The 22305-nt window shown below is 73.7% G+C and carries 25 protein-coding genes; 15 read left to right on the forward strand and 10 right to left on the reverse strand.

Features of this window, described 5'->3' with window-relative positions:
* Positions 1-108 precede the first annotated feature (108 nt).
* The gene (locus ACWF41_RS21120) at positions 109-870 is read right to left on the reverse strand and encodes an MIP/aquaporin family protein (protein WP_380321492.1); all 762 of its coding nucleotides are present in this window, start codon (positions 868-870) and stop codon (positions 109-111) included.
* Positions 871-978: 108 nt separating this feature from the next.
* Positions 979-2724 (reverse strand): glycerol-3-phosphate dehydrogenase/oxidase, encoded by a 1746-nt coding sequence (locus ACWF41_RS21125; RefSeq protein ID WP_380321489.1) that lies wholly within the window; start codon positions 2722-2724, stop codon positions 979-981.
* A gap of 100 nt (positions 2725-2824) precedes the next feature.
* Here ACWF41_RS21125 and ACWF41_RS21130 point away from each other — a divergent pair, with 100 nt between their 5' ends.
* Together ACWF41_RS21130 and ACWF41_RS21135 are read left to right on the forward strand one after the other, a co-directional pair.
* Positions 2825-3778 (forward strand): sugar-binding transcriptional regulator, encoded by a 954-nt coding sequence (locus ACWF41_RS21130; protein ID WP_380321486.1) that lies wholly within the window; start codon positions 2825-2827, stop codon positions 3776-3778.
* A gap of 57 nt (positions 3779-3835) precedes the next feature.
* Positions 3836-4366, forward strand: coding sequence for an amino-acid N-acetyltransferase (locus ACWF41_RS21135; protein WP_380321483.1), 531 nt, complete (start codon positions 3836-3838; stop codon positions 4364-4366).
* Between the two features lie 105 nt (positions 4367-4471).
* Here ACWF41_RS21135 and ACWF41_RS21140 read toward each other — a convergent pair whose 3' ends face one another.
* Positions 4472-5335 (reverse strand): A/G-specific adenine glycosylase, encoded by an 864-nt coding sequence (locus ACWF41_RS21140; protein ID WP_452183213.1) that lies wholly within the window; start codon positions 5333-5335, stop codon positions 4472-4474.
* Between the two features lie 160 nt (positions 5336-5495).
* A complete protein-coding gene (locus ACWF41_RS21145) occupies positions 5496-6245 on the reverse strand; it encodes a hypothetical protein (protein ID WP_380321477.1) in 750 nt (249 codons plus the stop codon).
* A 31-nt stretch (positions 6246-6276) separates the two neighbouring features.
* On the opposite strand from ACWF41_RS21145, the gene ACWF41_RS21150 reads away from it, so the two are divergent.
* Positions 6277-7101, forward strand: coding sequence for a hypothetical protein (locus tag ACWF41_RS21150; RefSeq protein WP_380321474.1), 825 nt, complete (start codon positions 6277-6279; stop codon positions 7099-7101).
* 116 nt (positions 7102-7217) lie between these two features.
* Here ACWF41_RS21150 and disA read toward each other — a convergent pair whose 3' ends face one another.
* Both disA and radA read right to left on the reverse strand, forming a co-directional pair.
* Positions 7218-8303 carry a DNA integrity scanning diadenylate cyclase DisA gene (gene disA / locus ACWF41_RS21155; RefSeq protein ID WP_380321471.1) on the reverse strand — a complete coding sequence of 362 codons (1086 nt, stop codon included), beginning with the start codon at positions 8301-8303 and terminating at the stop codon, positions 7218-7220.
* A 9-nt stretch (positions 8304-8312) separates the two neighbouring features.
* Positions 8313-9758, reverse strand: a complete 1446-nt coding sequence (gene radA, locus ACWF41_RS21160) for a DNA repair protein RadA (protein WP_380321468.1) — start codon at positions 9756-9758, stop codon at positions 8313-8315.
* Positions 9759-9827: 69 nt separating this feature from the next.
* Here radA and ACWF41_RS21165 point away from each other — a divergent pair, with 69 nt between their 5' ends.
* The 3 genes from ACWF41_RS21165 (at position 9828) to ACWF41_RS21175 (ending at position 11369) form a co-directional block, all read left to right on the forward strand.
* The gene (locus tag ACWF41_RS21165) at positions 9828-10535 is read left to right on the forward strand and encodes a DUF2087 domain-containing protein (protein ID WP_380321465.1); all 708 of its coding nucleotides are present in this window, start codon (positions 9828-9830) and stop codon (positions 10533-10535) included.
* A gap of 29 nt (positions 10536-10564) precedes the next feature.
* Positions 10565-11062: a hypothetical protein gene (locus tag ACWF41_RS21170; RefSeq protein WP_380321462.1), complete on the forward strand. Its 498-nt coding sequence runs from the start codon at positions 10565-10567 to the stop codon at positions 11060-11062.
* A gap of 73 nt (positions 11063-11135) precedes the next feature.
* Positions 11136-11369, forward strand: a complete 234-nt coding sequence (locus ACWF41_RS21175; protein ID WP_380321459.1) for a hypothetical protein — start codon at positions 11136-11138, stop codon at positions 11367-11369.
* Between the two features lie 69 nt (positions 11370-11438).
* Here the strand turns inward: ACWF41_RS21175 and ACWF41_RS21180 are convergent, their stop codons facing one another.
* On the reverse strand, positions 11439-12539 hold the full coding sequence (locus ACWF41_RS21180; RefSeq protein WP_380321456.1) for a DUF4253 domain-containing protein: 1101 nt from the start codon (positions 12537-12539) through the stop codon (positions 11439-11441).
* A 136-nt stretch (positions 12540-12675) separates the two neighbouring features.
* Between ACWF41_RS21180 and ACWF41_RS21185 the strand changes: the two genes are divergently transcribed.
* The 5 genes from ACWF41_RS21185 (at position 12676) to ACWF41_RS21205 (ending at position 16409) form a co-directional block, all read left to right on the forward strand.
* Positions 12676-13302, forward strand: a complete 627-nt coding sequence (locus ACWF41_RS21185; RefSeq protein WP_380321453.1) for a hypothetical protein — start codon at positions 12676-12678, stop codon at positions 13300-13302.
* A 46-nt stretch (positions 13303-13348) separates the two neighbouring features.
* The gene (gene proC, locus ACWF41_RS21190) at positions 13349-14212 is read left to right on the forward strand and encodes a pyrroline-5-carboxylate reductase (protein WP_380321450.1); all 864 of its coding nucleotides are present in this window, start codon (positions 13349-13351) and stop codon (positions 14210-14212) included.
* Positions 14213-14254: 42 nt separating this feature from the next.
* Positions 14255-14878 carry a TetR/AcrR family transcriptional regulator gene (locus ACWF41_RS21195; protein WP_380321444.1) on the forward strand — a complete coding sequence of 208 codons (624 nt, stop codon included), beginning with the start codon at positions 14255-14257 and terminating at the stop codon, positions 14876-14878.
* A 68-nt stretch (positions 14879-14946) separates the two neighbouring features.
* On the forward strand, positions 14947-15690 hold the full coding sequence (locus tag ACWF41_RS21200) for an ABC transporter ATP-binding protein (RefSeq protein ID WP_380321441.1): 744 nt from the start codon (positions 14947-14949) through the stop codon (positions 15688-15690).
* On the forward strand, positions 15687-16409 hold the full coding sequence (locus tag ACWF41_RS21205) for an ABC transporter permease (RefSeq protein ID WP_380321438.1): 723 nt from the start codon (positions 15687-15689) through the stop codon (positions 16407-16409). The genes ACWF41_RS21200 and ACWF41_RS21205 overlap by 4 nt, the downstream gene beginning before the upstream one ends.
* 288 nt (positions 16410-16697) lie before the next feature.
* Here ACWF41_RS21205 and ACWF41_RS21210 read toward each other — a convergent pair whose 3' ends face one another.
* Both ACWF41_RS21210 and ACWF41_RS21215 read right to left on the reverse strand, forming a co-directional pair.
* Positions 16698-17369, reverse strand: a complete 672-nt coding sequence (locus tag ACWF41_RS21210; RefSeq protein WP_380321435.1) for a potassium channel family protein — start codon at positions 17367-17369, stop codon at positions 16698-16700.
* 35 nt (positions 17370-17404) lie between these two features.
* Positions 17405-18793, reverse strand: a complete 1389-nt coding sequence (locus ACWF41_RS21215; RefSeq protein ID WP_380321432.1) for a TrkH family potassium uptake protein — start codon at positions 18791-18793, stop codon at positions 17405-17407.
* 64 nt (positions 18794-18857) lie between these two features.
* Between ACWF41_RS21215 and ACWF41_RS21220 the strand changes: the two genes are divergently transcribed.
* Positions 18858-20033, forward strand: a complete 1176-nt coding sequence (locus ACWF41_RS21220) for an acetoin utilization protein AcuC (protein ID WP_380321429.1) — start codon at positions 18858-18860, stop codon at positions 20031-20033.
* Between the two features lie 182 nt (positions 20034-20215).
* Entirely contained in the window at positions 20216-20314 is a 99-nt protein-coding gene (locus ACWF41_RS21225) for a 30S ribosomal protein bS22 (protein WP_003792170.1), read from the forward strand.
* Between the two features lie 113 nt (positions 20315-20427).
* Here ACWF41_RS21225 and ACWF41_RS21230 read toward each other — a convergent pair whose 3' ends face one another.
* A complete protein-coding gene (locus ACWF41_RS21230) occupies positions 20428-21231 on the reverse strand; it encodes an HAD family hydrolase (protein WP_380327129.1) in 804 nt (267 codons plus the stop codon).
* Positions 21232-21272: 41 nt separating this feature from the next.
* Between ACWF41_RS21230 and ACWF41_RS21235 the strand changes: the two genes are divergently transcribed.
* Both ACWF41_RS21235 and ACWF41_RS21240 read left to right on the forward strand, forming a co-directional pair.
* The gene (locus tag ACWF41_RS21235; RefSeq protein WP_380327132.1) at positions 21273-21542 is read left to right on the forward strand and encodes a glutaredoxin family protein; all 270 of its coding nucleotides are present in this window, start codon (positions 21273-21275) and stop codon (positions 21540-21542) included.
* 30 nt (positions 21543-21572) lie between these two features.
* Entirely contained in the window at positions 21573-22235 is a 663-nt protein-coding gene (locus ACWF41_RS21240) for a redox-sensing transcriptional repressor Rex (protein WP_380327126.1), read from the forward strand.
* Positions 22236-22305: the final 70 nt, after the last annotated feature.

The following is a 22305-nucleotide window of genomic DNA, read 5'->3' on the forward strand; positions in this document are numbered from 1 at the left end:
CCTCTTTCCATTCTTTACCGCTTCTGTCTCACTTGTGAGTCTCCTTCCCTTTTTTGTTTTTGGGGGTTTTGCTTCTGGTCCTGGCATGGTCCTCCCCGCCGGGGTCGGTCAGGAGTACACGGCGCCGAGCAGGCCGGCGAGCACGCCGCCCACGAGGGGGCCGGCCACGGGCACCCACGAGTAGGCCCAGTCGCTGGAGCCCTTGCCCTTGATGGGCAGGAGGGCGTGCGCGATACGCGGGCCGAGGTCACGGGCAGGGTTGATGGCGTACCCGGTGGGGCCACCGAGGCTGGCGCCGATCGCGACCACGATGAGGGCGACGGCGAGCGGCCCCAGGCCGGACGGCGTCTTGCCGGACACGACGACGAAGAACACGAGCACGAAGGTCGCGATGACCTCGGTGATGAAGTTCCAGCCGTAGGAGCGCAGCTCCGGCCCGGTGGAGAACACCGCCAGCTTGGTGGCGGCGGGGGCCTCCTGGTCGAAGTGGTTCTTGTAAGCCACGAACGCGAGCACGGCACCGATGATCGCGCCGATCATCTCGGCGGCGAAGTAGATGAACATGTTGCTCACGGTCGGTTCGATCGTCGCGGTGATCGCCCCGCCAGGCCCGGTGACCGAGTAGAACGGCATGTCCGCGCTGAACAGGCCGATCGTGACGGCCGGGTTGAGGTGGGCTCCCGACTTGTAGGCGGTGAACACACCCGCGAACACCGCGAGGCCCCATCCGAAGTTGATGAGGAGCCAGCCGCCGTCGAAGCCCTTGGTCTTCGGGAGCACCACGTTGGCGACGACGCCGGCGCCCAGCAGGATCAGCGTCGCGGTCCCGAGGATCTCGGACCAGAACGCCTGCATGATCAATGAGTCCATCGTCGGTTCTCTTTCTCTTGAGGGACCACGTTGTCCTCTCCGGGACCGGAGAGCCCGCGGGCGGCATCGCCTCGCGGAAGCCCGGCCGGTCGCCCGGCCGGGAAGGGATCAGCCCCGCAGGGGCTGCATGGCGGCGACGTCGGGCGCGCGCAGGCGCACGGCCTCGGCGCTCGCGTCGTCGGGCTGGAGCTCCGCCTCGTCCTCTGCCTGGGCGCGGGCGGTGTAGGCGTCGACCTCGGCCTGCCGCGTGGCGGCGTCCCAGCCGAGGAGCGGCGCGGCGATGTCGGCGATCTCGTCGAGGGCGGCCAGCCCGCGGTCCGGCACCTCGTAGACGAGGCGGGTGCGGTGCAGCAGCAGGTCCTCGAGGTGCAGGGCACCCTCGTGGCTGACGCCGAAGTGGATCTCGGCGCGCAGGTAGGCGGGCGCGTGCTCGAGCGGCTGGGCCAGCGACGGGTCCTGCTCGCACAGGTCGACGAGCTGGCGCAGGGACGACCCGTACCGGTGCAGCAGGTGGTCGACCATCGCGGGCTTCCACCCGAAGCGGGCGGCCCAGGTGCGGGCCAGCCGTCGCGTGGCCTGCAGGCCGACCGCGCCGAGCAGGGGGATCTTGTGGGTGATCGACGGCAGCGCGGCCGCGCGCTGCCCGATGGCGAAGTCCACGGCGTCCTTCGCCATCACCCGGTAGGTGGTGAGCTTGCCGCCCGCGATGACGGTGAGCCCGGGCACGGGGCTGGCGACGGTGTGCTCGCGCGACACCTTGGCGGAGCTGGTGCCCTCCTTGGTGCCGGGCTGCAGCAGGGGGCGCAGGCCCGCGTAGGTCCCGATGATGTCGTCGCGGCTCAGCGGGTGCGCCAGGACGGCGTTCGCATGGTCGAGGATGTAGTCGATGTCCTGCGCCGTGGCGATGGGGTGCGTCGGGTCCTGGTTCCACGGGGTGTCGGTGGTGCCGACCACCCAGTAGCGGGACCACGGGATCACGAACAGCACGGACTTCTCGGTCTGCAGGATGAGCCCCACTGTGCCCTTGATGCGCTCGCGCGGGACCACGATGTGCACGCCCTTGGAGGCCAGCACCCGCAGACCGCCCTCGTCGCCGGACAGCGCCTCGGTGTCCTCGGTCCATACGCCGGTCGCGTTGATGACGTGCCGGGCGCGCACCGTGATCTCCTCGCCGCTCTCGAGGTCGACGAGCACCGCACCGTTGACGGCGCCCGTCGCGCCCTTGGTGAGGCCCACGACCTGCGTGCGGGCGGCGGCGTGCGCGCCGTAGCTCACGGCGGTCCGCACCAGCGTCGTGACGAGGCGGGCGTCGTCGACCGAGGCGTCCCAGTACTGGACGGCGCCGATGGCTGCGTCGTGGGCGAGGTCGGGGAACTTGCTCGACATCTGACGCCGGCTGAGGTGGCGGTGCAGCGGCATGGCGCGGCGGCCCGGGGCCAGCGACGCGAGGGTGTCGTAGAGGGCGATGCCGGCGCCGACGTACGCGCGCTCCCACAGCCGGTGCTCCAGCGGGTAGAGGAACGGGACGGGCTTCACCAGGTGCGGCGCGATGTCCTTGAGCAGCAGGTCGCGCTCGGTGAGCGCCTCCTTGACGAGGTGGAAGTCGAGCATCTGCAGGTAGCGCAGGCCGCCGTGGACCAGCTTGCTGCTGCGGCTCGACGTGCCGGAGGCCCAGTCCTGCGCCTCGACGATCGCCGTCGACAGGCCGCGCGTCGCGGCGTCGAGCGCGATGCCGGCGCCGGTGACCCCGCCGCCGATGACGAGGACGTCGAGCTCACCGCTCGGGGACTGCGAGCCCTTCAGCGCGGCGAGCGCCTGGGTGCGCGACTCGGCCGTGAGGCGGGTGGAGGCCATCGGGGGTTCCTTCCGGTCGACGAGGACGCTCCCAGGTCAGCACCGCTGGCACGTCCGCGCAAGCCAGGTGCACGAACGTGCAGGATGAGATCCTGGAGCCATGGCGAGCTACCGGGAACGCGACGTCGTCATGGCGGCGACGATGTACTACCTCCAGGACATGAAGATGGAGACGATCGCGCGCCACCTGCGCACGTCCCGGTCCACCGTCTCGCGGCTCATCAAGCGCGCCCGGGAGACCGGCGTCGTCGAGATCACGCTGCGTCCCGGCCCGTCCCGGGCGCCCGGGCTCAGCCAGGAGATCGCCGAGCGGCACGGCATCGACGCCTACGTGGTCCCCGTCGCCGACTCGGCCACCGACGACGACCGCCTGCAGCAGGTCTCGGTCACCACCGCCCGCCTGCTGGCCCGCTGGTTCGACTCGGACATGGTGCTCGGCGTCGCCTGGGGCACGACCCTCGCCGCCATCACCGAGCACCTGCCGCACAAGCCCACCCGCGGCGCCGCCGTCGTGCAGCTGAACGGCGCCGCCAACACCAGGACCTCGGGCATGACCTACGCGGGCGACCTGATCGCAGGCTTCGGGACGGCCTTCGACGCGTCCGTCCACTACTTCCCCGTCCCCGCGTTCTTCGACTTCGCCGAGACCAAGGCGGCCATGTGGCGCGAGCGCTCCGTGCGCCGCGTGCTCGACGTCCAGTCCCGCGCCGACATCGCTCTCTTCTCCGTGGGCGCGCTCACCGGCGGCGTCCCCTCGCACGTGTACTCGGCGGGCTACCTCGACCCCGACGACGTCGCCGTCCTCGACGCCGAGGGCGTGGTGGGCGACGTGTGCACCGTCTTCATCCGGTCGGACGGCACGTACCGCGACATCTCCCTCAACGCCCGCGCCACCGGGCCCGCCCCGGCCGAGCTGCGCCGCATCCCCCGGCGGCTGTGCGCCGTCGCGGGCGACAACAAGGTGGTGCCGCTGCGGGCGGCGCTCGCGGCCGGCGTCGTGACCGACCTGGTCATCGACGAGGCCACCGCCGTCGCGCTCGTGGAGGACTCGTGAACGTCCGTGCAGCGGGACGGCCGCGCCCGCGAGGGTCCGCGCTCGTAGAGTGACGCCGTGCACCCGGACCCGTCCCGCGACCACGGTGCGTCGTACGCCGTCCGCCCCGCTCTCCCGGCCGACATGCGGGCGGTGCGCCGCCTCGTGGAGCCGTACGCCGAGCGACGCATCCTGCTGGCCAAGGAGATGGTCGGCTACTACGAGGCGGTCCAGGAGTTCCTGGTGGCGGCCGACGCCGACGGCGAGGTCGTCGGCTGCGGCGCCCTGCACGTCATGTGGGACGACCTCGCCGAGGTCCGCACCCTCGCCGCCGACCCGGCCTGGCGGGGTCGCGGCGTCGGGCACGCGATCGTCGAGGGGCTCGTCGGGCGGGCGCGCCAGCTCGGGCTGCGCCGCGTCTTCTGCCTCACGTTCGAGGTCGGCTTCTTCCGCACCCACGGGTTCCGCGAGATCGACGGCACGCCCGTCGACGCGGAGGTGTACGCAGAGCTCCTGCGCTCCCACGACGACGGCGTCGCCGAGTTCCTCGACCTCGCGCGCGTCAAGCCGAACACCCTGGGCAACACGCGGATGCTGCTCGAGCTCTGACGTCACCCGGAGCCGTGATCTCACCTGGTGCTGTGAGCGGGCGTTTGGCCCCGAACTCGGCCCGGATCAGGGCCAATCGCCCGCTCACAGCAACGACGGACGGCGTCAGGTAGGCAAGTGGTAGCGCCCGGTGTCGTCCTGCTCGACGAGGCCGTCCTCGACGAGGCCGGCGAGGCAGCGGTCCACCTGCGCCTGGTCGGGACCGGAGTCGGCCAGCAGCGCGCGCGGCAGCGGGTCCGCGGCGCCGCGCAGCGCGGCCATGACGCGCCCGCGCACCTGGCGGTCGGTGCCGTGCCAGGCCTGGGTGCGACGGCGGTGCGCGTGGGCGTCGGGCGGGTGCCCGGCGGCGCGCCACGCGCAGAGGTCCGCGACCGGGCAGGCGCCGCAGCGGGGAGCGCGGGCGGTGCACACGACGGCGCCGAGCTCCATCGACGCGGCGGCCCAGCGAGCGGCGGTGGCGTCGTCCTCGGGCACGACGGCGGCGGCGAGGGCACGCTCCGCGGCGGTGGGAGAGGGGGCCCCGAGCGCGGTGCCGCCGCGGGCGCGGGCCAGCACGCGGCGCACATTGGTGTCGACGACGACGGAGCGGCGGCCGAACGCAAACGCGCGCACGGCCGCGGCCGTGTACTCGCCGATGCCGGGCAGGGCGCGCAGGGCGTCCTCGTCGTCGGGGACGGCGCCGTCGTGCCGCTCGACGATCGCGGCCGCGCACTGCTGCAGGCGCAGCGCCCGGCGAGGGTAGCCGAGCCGGTCCCACGCGCGCAGCACGTCGGCGGTGGAGGCAGCGGCGAGGTCGGCCGGCGTCGGCCACCGCTCCAGCCACGCCCGCCACACCGGCTCGACCCGTACCACCGGCGTCTGCTGCAGCATCACCTCGCTGACCAGCACGCCCCACGGCGTGCGGTCGGGCCGCCGCCACGGCAGGTCGCGCGCGGCGTCGTCGAACCACGCGACCGTCCGCGCGACCAGCGGGTCCGGGGACGCAGCGGCCGACGGCGTCGGGGCGAGCGGGAGGGTCTGCACGGTCGCCCATTGTGTCCCACGAGCGGCACACCACCCGCCGAGCTGTCAGGGCCACAGGGGCGTATACCCCGCCGTGGGCCTGACAACTCGCGAGTGCGTCGAGCTGTCAGAGCCAGGGCGGGGTATACCCCTCTGTGGCCCTGACAAGTCCCGGGTGCGACGGCCGGCGGCGCGGCTCCGTGGTCGGCGAACCTGCACGTCGTACGGTGGCGCCGCCGCGCCGTTCGAGGGGAGCGGTGCGGTTCGAGACGGAGGGGTGGCCCGTGGCACGTGCGGACGACGGGCGTCGAGGTGGCAGCACCTCGCGCGGCGCCGGCGCGCGCTCCGGCGCGTCCGGGCGCTCGGGCGCCTCGCCCCGTGGCACGACGTCGCGTGGCACGACGACCGGTGCCGGCAAGGGCGGCGCCACGCCGGCCCCGAAGAAGCCCTCGGCGTCCGCGTCCCGGAGTGGTGCGAAGTCCACCTCGAAGCCCGCACCGAAGCAGGCACCGAAGGGCGCGGCCCGCGGCGCCTCCGCCAGGTCGGGGTCGGGAGGCGGAGCACGGTCCGGGGGCGCGAAGGCCTCGTCGGCCCGCTCGTCCACGACGCGTGCGTCGACCAGCCGCTCGTCGACCAGCCGCTCGTCGACCAGCCGGTCGTCGACCAGCCGGTCGTCGACCAGCCGTTCGTCGAGCAGCCGGTCGTCGTCGGCTCGGTCGTCGTTGAACCGTTCGTCGGGAGCCCGGGGCGGAAACCGTCGGGTGGTCACGACGTCCCAGCTCGTCGCCCCGGGAGCGTCGCGCGGTGGTGCGCGCTCGGCGTCGGCCGGACGCACGGCCTCGCGCCCCGCGAGGTCGAGGACGGGGAGGCCGCGCACGGCGCCGCGCCGTGCGCGCCGCTCGACGGTGGTGACGCTGCTCGTGGTGGCGTTGCTGTGCGCGACGGGCGTGGTCGGCGGCTACGGCCTGGGCCGCGCGGTCGACGGCGTGCGCGGGATGCTCGCCGGGCCGGAGAGCCTGCCGGCCGACAAGGTCGCCGCGCCCGAGCCCATCAACGCCGGCGGGCCGTGGACGACCTGCACCCCGGACGCCGTGGAGCTGCGCCTGTCGTCGAGCGCGACGACGGTGACGGCGGGGTCGCCGATGTCGTTCATGGTGCGGGTGACCAACGTGGGCCGCGTGCCCTGCACGTTCAACGGCACCGCCGCCAGCCGCGCGGTGACGATCGTCGACGCCGCGAGCAAGGAGCGGGTCTGGTCGTCGTCGGACTGCGCGGACGGCTCGCGGCTCCTGCTCCTCGGCCCGGGCGACCTCAACGCGGGCGAGGTGCACTGGAAGTCCCAGACGTCCGGCAAGGGCTGCAAGGGCCAGCCCACCGTCCCCGCCGGCACCTACGAGGCGACCGCGTCGCTCGTCGACGTGCCCGGCGCGAAGAGCGACCCCGTCACCTTCACCGTGGCCGCAAAGGCGAAGGCCACCGACGACGGAGCACCGACGGGCGGCGACGGACCCGAGGGAGACGCCGCTGAGGGCGACGCGAAGTCAGACGACGCGAAGTCAGGCGACGCGACGTCCGCGGACGCGAAGTCTGCGGACACGACCGACTCGTCGGCGGGCGGCGAGGACGACGACTCGCAGGGCGACGACGCGGACCACGGACGGAAGAAGGACGGGGCGGAGCGCGCCCCGGACCGCAAGGCGGAGGCCGACGAGAAGGCGTCCCGGCTGGGCTGAGTCGAGACCCTCGCCCGCCCGGCCGACTCGACTGTCCGGCTGACTCGACTGTCCGGCTGACAGGGATCTCGTCGCGGGGTGACCGGGGTCTCGCCCCAGGTCAGGGATCGCTCAGGTCAGACGTAGCGCTCGAGGATGCTGGACTCGGCGAGTCGCGACAGCCCCTCGCGGACGGCGCGCGCACGCTGCTCGCCGACGCCGTCGACGGCCATCAGGTCGTCGACGCTCGCAGCGAGGAGCTTCTGCAGCCCCCCGAAGTGCCCGACCAGGCGCTCGATGATGGCGGCGGGCAGGCGCGGCACCTTCGACAGGAGCCGGTAGCCGTGCGGCGCCACCGCGGCGTCGAGGGCCACGCCGCCGCCGGGCAGCTCCAGCACGCGGCCGATGTGGCCGAGGTCGAGGAGCTGCGCGGAGTCGAGGGCGGCGAGGTCGGCCTGGACCCCGGTGAGGGAGCGGCCGCTGCGCTCGAGCTCGACGTAGTCGCGGACCACGAAGTCGCGGTCGGCACCGATGCCGCCGATGAGCTCGTCGAGCTGCAGGGCGAGCAGGCGCCCGTCGGCGCCGAGCTCGACGACGTACCCGTCGATCTCCTCCGAGATGCGGCGCACCATCTCCAGGCGCTGGACGACGGAGCAGACGTCGCGCACCGTGACGAGGTCCTCGATCTCCAGCGCGGACAGGGTGCCCGACACCTCGTCGAGGCGGGAGCGGTAGCGCTCCAGGGTGGCGAGGGCCTGGTTCGCGCGGCCGAGGATGGTGTCGGGGTCCTCGAGGACGTGCCGGTGCGACCCGACGTAGATGGCGATGATCCGCATCGACTGGCTGACGGAGATCACCGGCAGGCCGGACTGCTTGGCGACGCGCTCCGCGGTGCGGTGGCGGGTGCCGGACTCGCTGGTCTCGATGGACGGGTCCGGGAGCAGCTGGACGGCGGCTCGGCGGATACGGGTGGCGTCGTGGTCGAGGACGCAGGCACCGTCCATCTTCGACAGCTCGCGCAGGCGCGTGGCCGAGAACTGGACGTCGAGCTCGAACCCGCCGGAGCACATCTGCTCCACGGTCTTGTCGAGGCCGAGGACGATGAGCGCGCCCGTGCGGCCGCGCAGGATGCGCTCGAGGCCGTCGCGCAGCTCGGTGCCGGGGGCGACCGCGGCAAGCGTCTCCCGGAGCAGGGCATCGGAGTGCACGGAGGAGGGAGCCACGGGGGAATCCTACGACGCGGAGGGGCGCTCGCCCCGGCGATCCGCCGATCGGACGCCGACCCCCGCGAGCTCGACGGCCTCGGCGAGGTGCCGGGCCTCCAGGAGCTGCATCCCGGCCGGTGCCTTGACCGCCGCGCCGGCCGGCACGACGGCCCGGACGAAGCCGAGGCGCGCCGCCTCGCCGACCCGTCGGTCGAGCCCGGTGACCGGCCGGATGTCGCCCGCGAGCCCGACCTCGCCGAGCGCGACCGTGCCGGTGGGCAGCGGCTCGCCCGTGCGCGCGGACACGATCGCGAGGGCGGTGGCCAGGTCGGCTGCGGGCTCGGTGACGCGGGCGCCGCCGATCGTCGAGACGTACACGTCCTGGTCGGCGAGCCGCAGCCCGCCGTGCCGGTGCAGGACGGCGAGGATCATCGCCAGCCGGGACGACTCGACGCCGCTGGTCGTGCGGCGCGGGTTCGCCAGCGGCGACGGCGCGACGAGCGACTGCAGCTCGAGGGCGAGCGGGCGCCGGCCCTCGAGGGTCACGGTGACGCACGTGCCGGGCACGCCCGCGCCGAGGTGGGAGAGGAACAGGCCGCTGGGGTCGCTCAGCCCGATGATGCCCTTCTCGGACAGCTCGAAGCAGCCGACCTCGTCCGTGGGTCCGTAGCGGTTCTTCACCGCTCGGACCATGCGCAGCCGCGAGTGCCGGTCGCCCTCGAACTGGCACACGACGTCGACCAGGTGCTCGAGCGTGCGCGGGCCCGCCACCGTGCCGTCCTTGGTGACGTGCCCGACGAGCAGCACCGGCACCTGCCGCTCCTTCGCGACGGCGATGAGCGAGGCGGCGACCTCGCGCACCTGGCTCACGCCGCCGGGGGCGCCGTCCACCTCCGTGGAGGCGATGGTCTGCACGGAGTCCACGACGAGCAGGTCGGGCTGGTTGGCCTCGATGTGGCCGAGCACGGTGCCGAGGTCGGTCTCCGCGGCGAGCAGCAGCGTCGGCGCCAGCGCGCCCACCCGCTCCGCGCGCAGGCGGACCTGCCCGGCGGACTCCTCGCCCGTCACGTACAGCACGGTGCGCGCGTCGCGACCGTCGGCCCCGCGCGCGTAGGAGGCGGCGACGTCGAGCAGCAGGGTCGACTTGCCGACGCCGGGCTCCCCGGCCAGCAGGACCACGGCGCCGGGCACGAGCCCGCCGCCGAGCACGCGGTCCAGCTCCGGCACCTGCGTGGGTGCCGCCTGCGCGGCCGCGACGTCGATGTCCCCGATCGGGCGCGCCGGCGCGCGGCCCGGGCTGGTCGCGACCGTGCGCGGCCCGGCCGACGCCGGGCCCTCGTCCGTCACCGTGCCCCACTCCTGGCACTCGCCGCAGCGGCCCACCCACTTGGGGGTGGTCCACCCGCACTCCGTGCAGCGGTAGCCGGGGCGCGACTGCTTGGCGCGGGTGCGGGAGGAGGTCGTGGTGCTCACGTCGTCAGACGCTAGGGGGAGGCACCGACACCGGCGCGGGCCGCGCGCGATGATGGCCGGGTGGTCCCCGTGAACCCCGACGTGACGCGGTTCCTGCACGACGGGCGCCTGCTGGCGATGCCGCGCCGGTGGGAGCACCGCCGGGTGGTGGCGCGCTGGCTCGCGCACGCCACGCTGCCCGACCTGCTGGAGCCGCTGGGGGAGCGCGAGCTCACGGACCGCCTTTCGGAGCTCGCCGCCGACCCGGTCGGCGCGCGGCGCGCGATGGTCGACCTGGGCGCGGTGCACCGCACCCGCGACGGCGCCGAGTACTGGCGCACCGAGCTCACGGAGTACGACGAGCTCGTCCCGGACGATGCCGTCGAGGACGCGACCACGTCCGAGGGGCTGCATCGCACGCTGCACCTCGACGGCCGCCGGATCGAGTCGGTCGCCACGTTCTACGACGAGCTGGACCGCGTCTTCATGGCGGGCGAGGACCGGCGGCTCCGGCCGGGCCTCGACGCCCTGGACGACCTGCTGCGCGGCGGGTTCGGCGCCGCGCACGGCGCGGACCGGGTCACCGTCGTCTGGCACGCCTTCGACCGTTCCCGCGACGCCCTCGGCTTCGCCGCGACGCGCGAGCACTACCTGGCGATGCTCGCGGACCCACGGTTCGACGCCGCGCTGTTCCGCGGGCGCCTCGCGGACCTCGAGGCCGGGCGCGGCCCGACGTACGCCGAGCTCGTGCTGGAGGTGTTCGCGGACCACCCCGGGGTGGAGCTGCTGCTGCGGTGATGTCCGGAGCACGGCCTAGGGTGTGCGCCATGCCCGTGCCCGAGGCGATCCCGATCGCCCACGTGCCCGACTACCGGACCGAGACGATCGGGCGGTACGACGGCGGACAGTTCTTCGCGTCGATCACGTACGCGTCACCCGAGGGGCCCTCCGGGGGAGCGGACCGGCGGGACCTGCAGCGGTTGTTCGTGGTGCTGCACCGGTTCGACGACGACGGCCACCACACGGGCTCCGACATCTGGGCCGCGGGGACGGCGCGCGACGAGGAGCGCCTGCGCGGCACGCCGGAGTCGCCCCTGGCGCGGGGCGAGGCACGCTTGGAAGAGCTGCTGGCCACCCTGCCCGGTGCGCTCTTCGGCGACATCGCCGTCCGGCCCTTCGAGGTCTTCGTTGACGGCGTGCGGTTCGGCCTCGTGCTCGAGAGGCACGACGACGAACTCGATCCCGACGGGCCGCCCGACTGGGCAGAGCTGTACCCGGACCTTCTCGGCTTCCACGCGCCCTGGGACGGCTGGCCGGATACCTGACGTCGTCAATGTGGGTCCCACGCGGGCATGAAGCGATCTGTGTCTGGTTCTGGCTCGAGTCGGAGGTGATGAGATGACTCTCGAATCGCTGGATCGCCGTGGAAACCTGCAACTTGTGGAGGACTCCACCCGGGCGTTTCCGGCACTCGCGATCAACGGCGACACCCTGGCGGCCCTTCTCGAAGACATGGAAGAAGAACTGCCCCACGGCCACGCCACCGCGACGGTGCGTGGCTGGCTCGCCGCGTACGAGGACATGATGGCGGCGGCGCAACGGAAGCTGCCTTACGTGCGGCCCGGGTTCTGACAGAGGCGTCGGGCTAAGAACGTTCGGTGGCCCGTGATGCTCCGGGTGCGGACCGGCCCCGGCCGCGGGTCAGTCCCACCAGAAGACCCACATCTCCTGTCCCACGAGCTGGTGCGCATACTCGTCCTCGGAGTCGTAGCCCGCAAAGACGGTGTCGGGGCAGAAGGCGAGGTGCTCGCGCGCGAGCGCCGTCGCCTGCTCGACGTCGGTCGGAGGGTTCGCGACGGACAGGCCGATCCGCGACGAGGACAGCAGGACCAGGCGGGCGCCGAACCGCTCCTCCCAGGACCGCAGCACCGCGCTGAGCTGCGCGGGCGTGGCCGTGTGGTTGGCGGCACCGGTCCACCCCGTGGCTGCCAGGACGTCGGCGCCTCGGCGGGCCGGCACGAGCGCGAGCCCGTACGGCCCTGCCGCGCCGCCCGGCGTGACGAGGCTGCGGACCAGGTCCAGCGCGGTCCGGTCCGGGGCGGACTCCACGGGCGCGGTCGACCCTCGCGCCAGCTCGCGGTGCTCGCCGAGGGCGAGCGAGCCGCCGAAGGCCTCCGCGTGCTGGGTGCGGATCGCGGCCAGGGCGCTCTCCGCGTCGAGGAGCTCCACCTGGGTGTCACGGGCGCCCCACGGGCACGGGTCCTGCGCCGTGAAGTCGACGACGACCGGGTGCAGACCCGAGCGGCCGGCGTCGGCGAGGAGCCGTGCGTACGCGCCAGCGAGGTCGGCGGGCGGCGCCGAGGTGACCCAGGCGCGCGCGTCGGCCAGGCCCGCTCCGACGGCGCCGAACCAGGGCTCCGCGGTGAGTGCCCCCGGCGGCAGGTCGGCGGGAAGCTCGGGGAAGGTCGCGACCGGCGGGAAGTACCGCATCACGAGGACAGGGTCCGCGCTCGCGCGGGCGGCGACGGCGTCCTCCACGACGCCGTCCACGTCCCAGCACGAGAATCCCGTGACCCGGGCGTGGAGCGACGCGAACGCCTGGAACCACAGGGCGGCCACGACGTCCCGGCTCCACCCGGTGGCCTCCTCGACCACGCCGTACGATGTGTCCTCGTCGAGCTCGGGCTGCGCCAGGCGGAAGAGCGTGTCGACCATCGCGACGATGTCGGCTCCTGGGGGAAGGGTCACGCGGGAGCCCGGGTACCGGCCGCGCAGGACGACGTCGTCGCTCGGATGAGTCACGCGTGCAGCGTAGTGCGCGGCACCCATGCGTGTCGGTGGGGCCACCCGAGGACGTGCTGCGCCGAGGTCCCGCTTCCACCCACCCGCACGGCCTAGGCTTCCTCGTGCACCGCCGCCGACCCCGCAGGAGGACATCGTGAGCCAGGCACGCACGGGCGGGAACGGCCGCCCGTCGCCGGAGGTGTTCCGCCGTCGTCGGATCGTGGTCGCGTCGGCCGCGGGCGCGCTGGTGCTGCTGGTGGTGCTGCTGACGGCGTTCGTGTGGCCGGGGTTCGCGCGCGAGGAGCCGACCCCGCAGGCCACGGTGACGGCGCCGGTCCCGACGCCGACGATCGCGCCGAGCGGGCGCCCGGAGTCGCAGACGGCGTTCCTCAAGGCGCAGCCGGACACGGTCCTCGCGCTGGCGCTGCAGGGCGTGACGGAGGACAAGAACCGCGAGAAGGAGGCCGACGCCGTCGAGGCGTGGCAGCTCACGTACGCGGACGGCACGGGCGACGGCGCGACGACGGTGCAGGTCGAGGCCGGACAGTGGGAGGACGACGACGCCGCGGCCGCCGCGTACGAGGCGCTGGTCAAGGCGGCCGGCGAGCCCACGGGCGAGGGCGACGTGACCGTGGACGGCACGAAGGTCGGCGCGTACGTCGTGACGCCGGGCTCGTCGGAGGGCACCGCCGTCGTCACGTGGCGCAACGGCACGGCCGTGCTGCAGGCCACGGGCCCGGCGGAACTGGTCGAGGACTTCTACTCCGCCTACCCGCTGTAGCCCGCGCGGCGGTCCCGACAGCCGCGCGCGACGTACCGTGGTGCCCGTGAGCGAGCAGACTGACGAGCAGGCCGGCGCCCCCCAGAACACCCGGGTGGGCGGCGTGAAGATGGCGTTCCTGGGCACGGGCAACATGGGCGAGGCGGTGCTGGCGGGCGCGCTGTCCGCGGGGGTCGCGCCGCACGACGTGGTGGCCACCTCCCGCCGGCCGGAGCGCGGCGCGCATCTCACCGAGCGGTTCGGGGTCCGCGCGACGACGGACAACGTCGCCGCCGTCGAGGGCGCGCACGTCGTCGTCGTCGGGGTGAAGCCGAAGGACGTGGGCGCGATGCTCGACCGGGTCGCCGACTCCCTCGAGCCGGGCGCCGTCGTCGTGAGCGTCGCCGCCGGGCTGCCGCTGTCGTTCTTCGAGCAGCGGCTGCCCGCGGGGACCCCCGTGGTCCGGGCGATGCCGAACACACCCGCCCTGGTGGGCGCGGGCGTGACGGCGGTGGTCGGGGGCTCGGCCGCCCGCGAGGACGACGTCGCCCTGGTGGAGCAGGTGCTCGCCGGCTCCGGTCACGTGTTCCGGGTCGCGGAGAAGGACATCGACGCGTTCGGCGCGCTCGCGGGCTCCGGCCCGGCCTACGTCTTCTACGTGGTCGACGCGATGGCGGAGGCCGGCGTGCTGCTCGGCCTCACCCGCGACGTCGCGCGGCGCCTCGCCGTCGAGACCGTGCTGGGCTCCGCGAAGCTGCTCGACGAGACGGGGGAGCACCCGGTCCTGCTGCGCGAGAAGGTCTCGTCGCCGGGCGGCACCACGGTGGCCGCGCTGCGCAAGCTCGACGACGGCGGCGTGCGCGCCGCGTTCCTCGACGCGCTCGAGGCGGCCCGGGACCGGTCGCGCGAGCTCGCCGCCGAGCACGGCTGAGCGGCGTCGTGACGAGCCGTGCGGGATGACGGGCAGGACGGGATGACGGGCGACGGCACCCACGGCCAGGAGGCCGGGCGTCGCGGGCGTCGGCCGGCGGGCGCCGGAACCCGGGAGCCCGTCCTCGCCGCCGCCCGCGAGGAGTTCCTCGAGCGCGGCTACGAGGCGGCGTCCGTGCGCTCGGTCGCGCGGCGCGCGGGCGTCGACCCGGGCACCGTCCGCCACTGGTTCGGCGACAAGACGCGCCTCTTCGCCGCGTCGCTCGGGCTGGCCGACGTCGACCCGGCCGTCGTCGCGCGCGTGGCGGCGGACGGGCCGGTCGACGGGCTGGGGGAGCGGCTCGTGCGGGCCGTCGTCGAGCTGTGGGACGCGGACGGCGGCACCACGGTGCGCCTCGTCATCCCGGCGGTGATGACCGACCCGGGGCTGCGCGAGCTGCTGCCGCAGTTCCTCGGCGCGGAGATCCTGGGCCCGATCGTGCGCCGGCTCGACGTCGCGGACGCGCGGCTGCGGACCGTGCTCGTAGCCTCGCAGGTGGCGGGCATGCTCATGGCACGGTTCCTCGTGCCGATCGAGCCGTTGGCGTCGATGCCGGCGGACCGTGTCGCCGCGCTGGTCGGCCCGGCCGTCCAGCGCTATCTCACGGACGACCTGCCCCCCGCCTGACGTCGAGATCGCGCTCACCACCCTCAGGGGATTGCGCGGCACCGCTCCGTGAGAGCACAATTCACCACATGGGGAATAACGACGCCGCGGTACGGGTCCGCGGACTGAGGATCGAGCGCGGCGGCCGGCCGATCATCGACGGCATGGACGTGTCCGTGCCCGCCGGGCAGGTGGTGGGCCTGCTGGGGCCGTCCGGCTCCGGCAAGACGACGCTGCTGCGCGCCGTCGTCGGCGTGCAGGCCCGGGTGTCCGGCGAGGTGGGCGTGCTGGGCGAGCCGGCCGGCTCGCCCGCGCTGCGCCGTCGCGTCGGCTACGTGACCCAGGCCGCCTCGGTCTACACGGACCTCACGGTGCTGCAGAACCTGCGCTACTTCGCCCGGCTCGCCGGGCTGCCCGCCCCGGGGGCTGAGGCGGCGGTGCGCCGCGCCGTCGCCGCCGTCGACCTGGGCGGGCACGAGAAGCAGCGCGTCGCCACCCTCTCCGGCGGGGAGAGGTCGCGCGTCTCGCTCGCCGCCGCCCTCGTCGGCGACCCGGAGCTCCTGGTGCTCGACGAGCCCACGGTCGGTCTCGACCCCGTGCTGCGCCGCGACCTGTGGGCGATGTTCCGCCGGCTCGCGGCCGAGGGGCGCACGCTGCTGGTCTCCAGCCACGTCATGGACGAGGCCACCCAGTGCGACCGGCTCCTGCTGCTGCGCGACGGCGCGCTCGTCGCCGACCTCACGCCCGCGGAGCTCCTCGCCCGCACCGGCGCCCCCGACGCCGAGCGCGCGTTCCTCGCGCTCATCGACCAGCAGGCCCAGGAGACCCGATGACGCTCACCCTCACCACCGCGAGCCGCGTCCTGGCGCAGCTGCGGTTCGACCGACGCACCGTGGCGCTGATCCTCGTGCTGCCGTGCCTGCTGCTCGGCCTCATCGCGTGGATGTTCGACGGCACTCCCGTGCTCGACCAGTTCGGCCCGATGCTCGTGGGCCTGTTCCCGCTCATCGTGATGTTCCTGGTCACGAGCGTCGCGACCCTGCGCGAGCGCCAGTCCGGCACGCTCGAGCGGCTCATGACGACCCCGCTGCGCAAGGGCGACTTCGTGGCCGGGTACGCCCTCGCGTTCGCGGGCCTCGCGCTGCTGCAGTCGCTGGTGGTGGTGGGCTTCGCCCTTCTCGTCGGGATGGACGTGCTCGGCCCGCTGTGGCTGGTGATCGTCGTCGCGATGCTCGACGCCGTCCTCGGCTGCTGCCTGGGGCTGGCCGCCTCCGCGCTGGCCCGCAGCGAGTTCCAGGCCGTGCAGATGATGCCCGCGGTGATCTTCCCGCAGCTCATCACCTGCGGCCTGCTCATGCCCCGCGACCAGATGCCCGAGGTGCTGGAGTGGCTCTCGCGGGTCTTCCCGCTCACCTATGCCGTCGAGGCGATGCAGACCCTCGCCGCCGGGGGCGAGTGGGGCGACGTGCAGGGCGCGGTCGGCGCGATCGCGCTGTTCATCGTCGGCGCCGTGGTGCTCGGCGTCGCCACGCTGCGCCGTCGGACGGCGTGACGGTCCTCACCGGGTGGTGGTGCCCGTGACAGCTCGCCAGCAGAGTACGAGGACGCATCGTGGCGGCGCGCGAATCTGTAGTGTAGAAGCTCGCGAATCTGTAGCGTAGCGACCCTCGGATCTGCACCACCCCGCGCGATCGCGACGTCCGGCACCTGCACTGGCTCGCCGAACGACCCGGGCCCGACGTCGTCGACTCGGTCGTGGTCACCACGGGGCGGGCGGCCTACCGGCGCCCCGACGGGATCGCCGTCGTGCCTCTCGCGCTGCTCGGTCCGTGACGGCGCGTCACGGGCGGGCGGAGAACCGCTCCAGCAGGTCGGCGTGGCCGGAGCAGACGAGCAGGTCGTTGGCGCTCACGCGGGTCTCGGGGGTCGCGTACGTGAACTCGACTCCGGGCGACTTCACGCCGATGACGGTGACGCCGTAGCGCTTGCGGATGTCCGACTGCGCCAGCGTGAAGCCCTGCATCTCCTTCGGCGGGCGCATCTTGACGATGGTGAAGCCGTCCTCGACCTCGATGTAGTCGAGCATCTTGCCGCTCACCAGGTGGGCGACGCGGGAGCCGGCGTCGGCCTCCGGGTAGACGACGTGGTGCGCGCCGATGCGGGTGAGGATGCGGCCGTGCTCGGCCGAGATCGCCTTGGACCAGATCTGCGGGGTGCCGAGGTCCACGAGGTTGGCGGTGATGAGCACGGAGGCCTCGAGCTCGGTGCCCACGCCGACGACCGCGACGCCGAAGTCCTTGGCGCCGAGCTGGACCAGGGCCTCGGACTCGGAGGCGTCGGCCTCGACCAGCGGGAGCCGCCCGGACCACTGGGCCACCAGCTTCTCGTCGCGCTCGACGGCGAGCACGTCCTGGCCCAGCCGGTCGAGCGTCGTCGCGAGCGAGGACCCGAAGCGGCCGAGGCCGATCACGAGCACGCCCGCGTCGCGCGCGGGAGCCTTCTTGTCCGCCACGGTTCTCCTCTGTCAGAAGGGTCGTCGGTAGGAGGTCACCCGATGATCGGGCGTTCCTCCGGGAAGCGTACGATGCGGCGCCGGTCGCGCAGCGCCAGGGCGCCCAGCAGCGAGATGACGCCGACACGGCCGACGAACATCAGCGCGCACAGCAGGTACTTCGCGGCGTCGGGCAGGCCGGCGGTGACGCCGGTCGACAGGCCCACGGTGGCGTACGCGGAGATGACCTCGAACAGCGCCTCCGACAGGCGCAGGTCGGTGAGGCGCAGCAGCGCCAGGCACGACACGAGGACGGCTGTGGCGCCCACGAAGACCACGGCGATCGACAGGCGCAGGGTGTCGCGGGGGATGCGGCGGCCGAACACCTCGGTGTCGGCGTCGCCGCGGGCCTCGGCGACGATCGCGAGCAGCATCACGGCGAACGTCGTGACCTTGATGCCGCCGGCGGTGGACGCGGAGCCGCCGCCCACGAACATCAGGGCGTCGGTGAGCAGCCAGGTCTCCTGCGACATCTCGTGCACGGGCACGGAGCTGAACCCCGCTGAGCGCGGCATCACCGAGGCGAACACGGACGACAGGATCTTGGTGGAGAAGCTCTGGCCGCCGAAGGTCGCGGGGTTGTTCCACTCCATCGCGCCGATGAGGATCGCGCCGCACACGAGCAGGGCGAGGCTGGTGGTGATCGTCAGCTTGGAGTGCAGCGAGAGCGACCGGACCCAGTGCTTGCCTCGGCGACGGTTGGTGAGGACGTTGAGGATGACCGGGAAGCCGAGCGAGCCGATGAACACGCCCAGGGCGATCGGCACCAGCACGAACCAGTCGGAGGCGAACGGGAGGAGGCCGTCCGGCGTGGGCACGAACCCGGCGTTGTTGAACGAGGAGATGCCGTAGAAGAGGGCGTGCCACGCCGCGGTGCCCGCCTGGTCGCCCAGGGCGAGGAAGCGGGGGAAGAGCAGCAGCGACAGGCACAGCTCGATGGACGTGGCGGTGATGATGATGGTGCGCAGCAGGGCGCCGACCTCGCCGAGGCGTTCGGTCTTCGTCTCCGAGGCCGTCAGCAGCTTCTGCGTGAGCCCCAGCCGGCGCGAGACGGCGAGGCCGAGCAGCGACGCCAGCGTCATCACGCCCAGGCCGCCCACCTTGATGCCGACGAGGATGACGACGTGCCCGAACTCCGACCAGTAGGTGGCGGTGTCCTGCACGACCAGGCCGGTGACGCAGACCGCCGACGTCGCGGTGAACAGCGCGTCGACCACGGACGCGCCCTTGCCGGACGTCGTCGCCCACGGGGTGAGGAGCAGCAGCCAGATCACGGTGATGACGGCTGCGAACACCGTCATGGCGAGCCTCGCGGGGTACTCCCGGGCGGCGCGGTTGGCCCACCCGCGCAGCGACAGCCCGCGACCGCCCCACGTCCTCGGCACGCTGTCCCCTCTCGCCCTTCAGTCGCTGGGCACAGCCTGCCACGCCGTCGGCTACCGTGACGGGATGCGCGTCGCCCGGCTGCTGTGGAGCCCTGAGCTCCTGCGCTACGACTTCGGCCCCGGGCACCCGATGGCGCCCGCCCGACTCGACCTGACCATGCGGCTCGTGGCGGAGCTCGGCCTCCTCGACGAGCCCACCCTCGAGCTGGCGGACGTCGAGCCGGCCCCCGACGAGGTGATCGAGTCGGTGCACGACGCCGCCTACGTCGCGGCCGTGCGCCGCGCGGCGGAGACGGGCGCTCCGGACCTCGCGCGCGGCCTCGGCACCGAGGACGACCCGGTCTTCCCGGCGATGCACGAGGCGGGTGCCCGGCTCGTGGCCGCGTCGGTGGACGCCGCGGAGTCGGTGTGGTCCGGGCACGTGCAGCACGGCGTGAACATCGCGGGCGGCATGCACCATGCGCAGCGCGGCGCCGCGTCCGGGTTCTGCATCTACAACGACGCCGCGGCGGCCGTGCGGCGGCTCCTCGACCGGGGCGCGGAGCGCGTGGCGTACGTCGACCTGGACGCCCATCACGGCGACGGCGTCGAGGCGATCTTCTGGGACGACCCACGAGTCCTGACCGTGTCGGTGCACCAGGACGGGCACACCCTGTTCCCCGGCACCGGCAACGCGGGCGACACGGGCGGCACCGCGGCGCAGGGCACGGCGGTGAACGTCGCGCTGCCGCCGCGCACGGACGGCGCGCACTGGCTGCGGGCCGTGGACGCCGTCGTGCCGGCGATGGTCCGCGAGTTCCGGCCGCAGGCGATCGTCTCGCAGCACGGCTGCGACGCGCACGGCAACGACCCGCTCACCGACCTGGACGTGGGCGTGGCGGCGCAGCGCACCGCCGCGCGGTGGGTGCACGAGCTCGCGCACGAGCTGGCCGACGGCCGCTGGGTGGCGCTCGGCGGTGGTGGGTACGCGGTGGTCGACGTCGTGCCGCTGGTGTGGGCGAGCCTCGTCGCGGAGGCCGCGCACGCGCCCCTGCCCGCATTCCTCCAGCTGCCCGACTCCTGGCGCCGCGAGGTGGAGGAGCTCTCCGGGCTCGACCCGGCCGAGCGCCTCGCCGGCGGCGAGGGGGCCTGGCGTCCCTGGGGCGAGGGGTACGACCCGGCCGACGACGTCGACCGTGCGATCCTCGCGACACGCAAGCAGGTGTTCCCCACGTGGGGGCTGGACCCCTACCGGGACTGAGCCGGGACCGAGCCGGGACTGAGCCGGGACCGAGTCGGGACCGAGCCGGGGCGCGGTCCGGCGGGCGCCCGCCATCGGGTACTCTGGGGGACGGACTTTTCCGCGTTGGTCGGCTGCTCCTGGAGACAGGAGCTCCTGGGACCAACCGTGTTCCACCGACCGACAAGCATTGTGAGGACCTCATGGGCTCCGTCATCAAGAAGCGCCGCAAGCGCATGGCGAAGAAGAAGCACCGCAAGCTGCTGCGGAAGACGCGTCACCAGCGTCGCAACAAGAAGTGATCTCGTCCGCCGGCTGAACCCGGCGGGCAGGGAGCACGAACGGGCCCGGTACCTCCACGGAGGTACCGGGCCCGTTCGCACGTCCGGACGGTGCTCGCCCGAGGGCGAGACGGTCAGCGGCCGCGCAGCCGCTTCTGGATGCTGCGCAGCGCCAGGCCGGCCACCCAGGCGGCGCCGGCCCACGACGCGGTCTTCATGCCCCGGCCCGCGACGCGGCGCCCGCGCCCGCGGAACTCGCGGATGGGCCAGCCCACCTCCTTGGCGTGCCGGCGCAGCCGCGTGTCGGGGTTGATGGGGCACGGGTGCCCGACGGTGCGCATCATCGGCAGGTCGTTGAGCGAGTCGCCGTACGCGTACGAGGCGGACAGGTCGATGCCCTCGCGCTCGGCGAGCTCGCGCACCGCGGCGCCCTTCGCCTCGCCGTGCATGAGGTCGCCCACGAGGCGGCCCGTGTAGAACCCGCCGGAGTGCTCCGCGATGGTGCCGAGGCAGCCGGTCGCACCGAGCCGGCGCGCGATGAGGCCGCCGATCTCCACGGGGGTCGCGGTCACGAGCCACACCTGGTCGCCGGCGGCGAGGTGCTCGTCGAGCAGCCGCTTGGTGCCGGGGAAGATGCGCAGCTCGAGGACGGTGTCGTACACGTCCTCGCCCACGGCGGTGATCTCCGCCACGGACCGGCCGGCGATGAGCGACAGCGCACGGCTGCGCACCGACTCGATCTGCGTGCGCGACTCCCCGAAGACCAGGTACTTCGCCTGGATGAGCGCGAACCGCACCAGGTCGCGGGTCCCGAAGAACCGGCGCTGGTAGAGGGCGCGTGCCAGGTGGAACGCGCTGGCGCCGCGGATGATCGTGTTGTCGACGTCGAAGAACGCTGCGGCGCGCACCGGCGTGGACGACTCGGCGGGCGACGGCATGCGGTCCACTGTATCGGCGCGGCTAGGCTTGGCCGGTGAGCATGCCGCAGGGATCCGCAGGTGAACCCCGGGTGCTGCTGTACACGAGGCAGGGCTGCCACCTGTGCGAGGAGGCTCGGGCGGTGGTCGCGGACGTGTGCGAGGCAGCGGGGGAGGCATGGCGCGAGATCGACATCGAGGTCGACGACGCGCCGGGCGGTGATCTGGTGGGAAGGTACGGGGACTACGTGCCCGTCGTCGAGGTGGACGGCGTGCAGCAGGGCTTCTGGCGGGTGGACGGCGCGCGGCTCGCGCGCCGGCTGGCGCGCTGAGCCCGGGGAGGACGACGGGGTGATCCAGCAGTGATCGAGCTCGGTGAGGCGACGGTGCCGGCCGCGACGGTGGCGAGGCTGCCGTACTACCTGCGCGCCCTGCGCGACCTGGCGGAGGCGGGCGTGACGACGACGTCGTCGTCGGAGCTGGCCGAACGGTCCGGGGTGGGGTCGGCGCAGCTGCGCAAGGACCTGTCGTACCTGGGGTCGTTCGGCACGCGCGGCGTGGGCTACGACGTCCAGTCGCTGGCGCAGTACATCGCCTCCGCGCTGGGCCTGGGGTCCGAGCACCGCCTGGCGATCGTCGGCATCGGCAACCTGGGGCACGCCCTGGCGAACTACTCGGGGTACGCGGCGCGCGGCTTCCAGGTGGTGGCCCTGCTGGACGCCGACCCGCAGGTCGTGGGCCGCACGGCGGCGGGTCTGGCGATCGAGCACGTCGACCGGCTCGAGGAGGTGCTGGCGGGCACGGGCGTGTCGATGGTGGTGCTGGCCACCCCCGGTCCGGTGGCGCAGCCGATCGCCGAGCGTGTCGTCGCCTGCGGGGTGCGCGAGATCCTGTCGTTCGCGCCCGTGGCGCTGCAGCTGCCCGACGACGTCGTCGTGCGCTCGGTCGACGTGGCGGGCGAGCTCCAGATCCTCGCGTTCCACGCCGCCGCCCGCGCCGCGACCAACGGCACCACCGCGAGGTAGTCCCGGAATCGCCGAGGTAGTTCGAGAATCGCCGAGGTAGTTCGAAGGGGCGGCCCGCAGAAGTGCGGAC

This window comes from Isoptericola sp. NPDC055063, assembly GCF_053608125.1.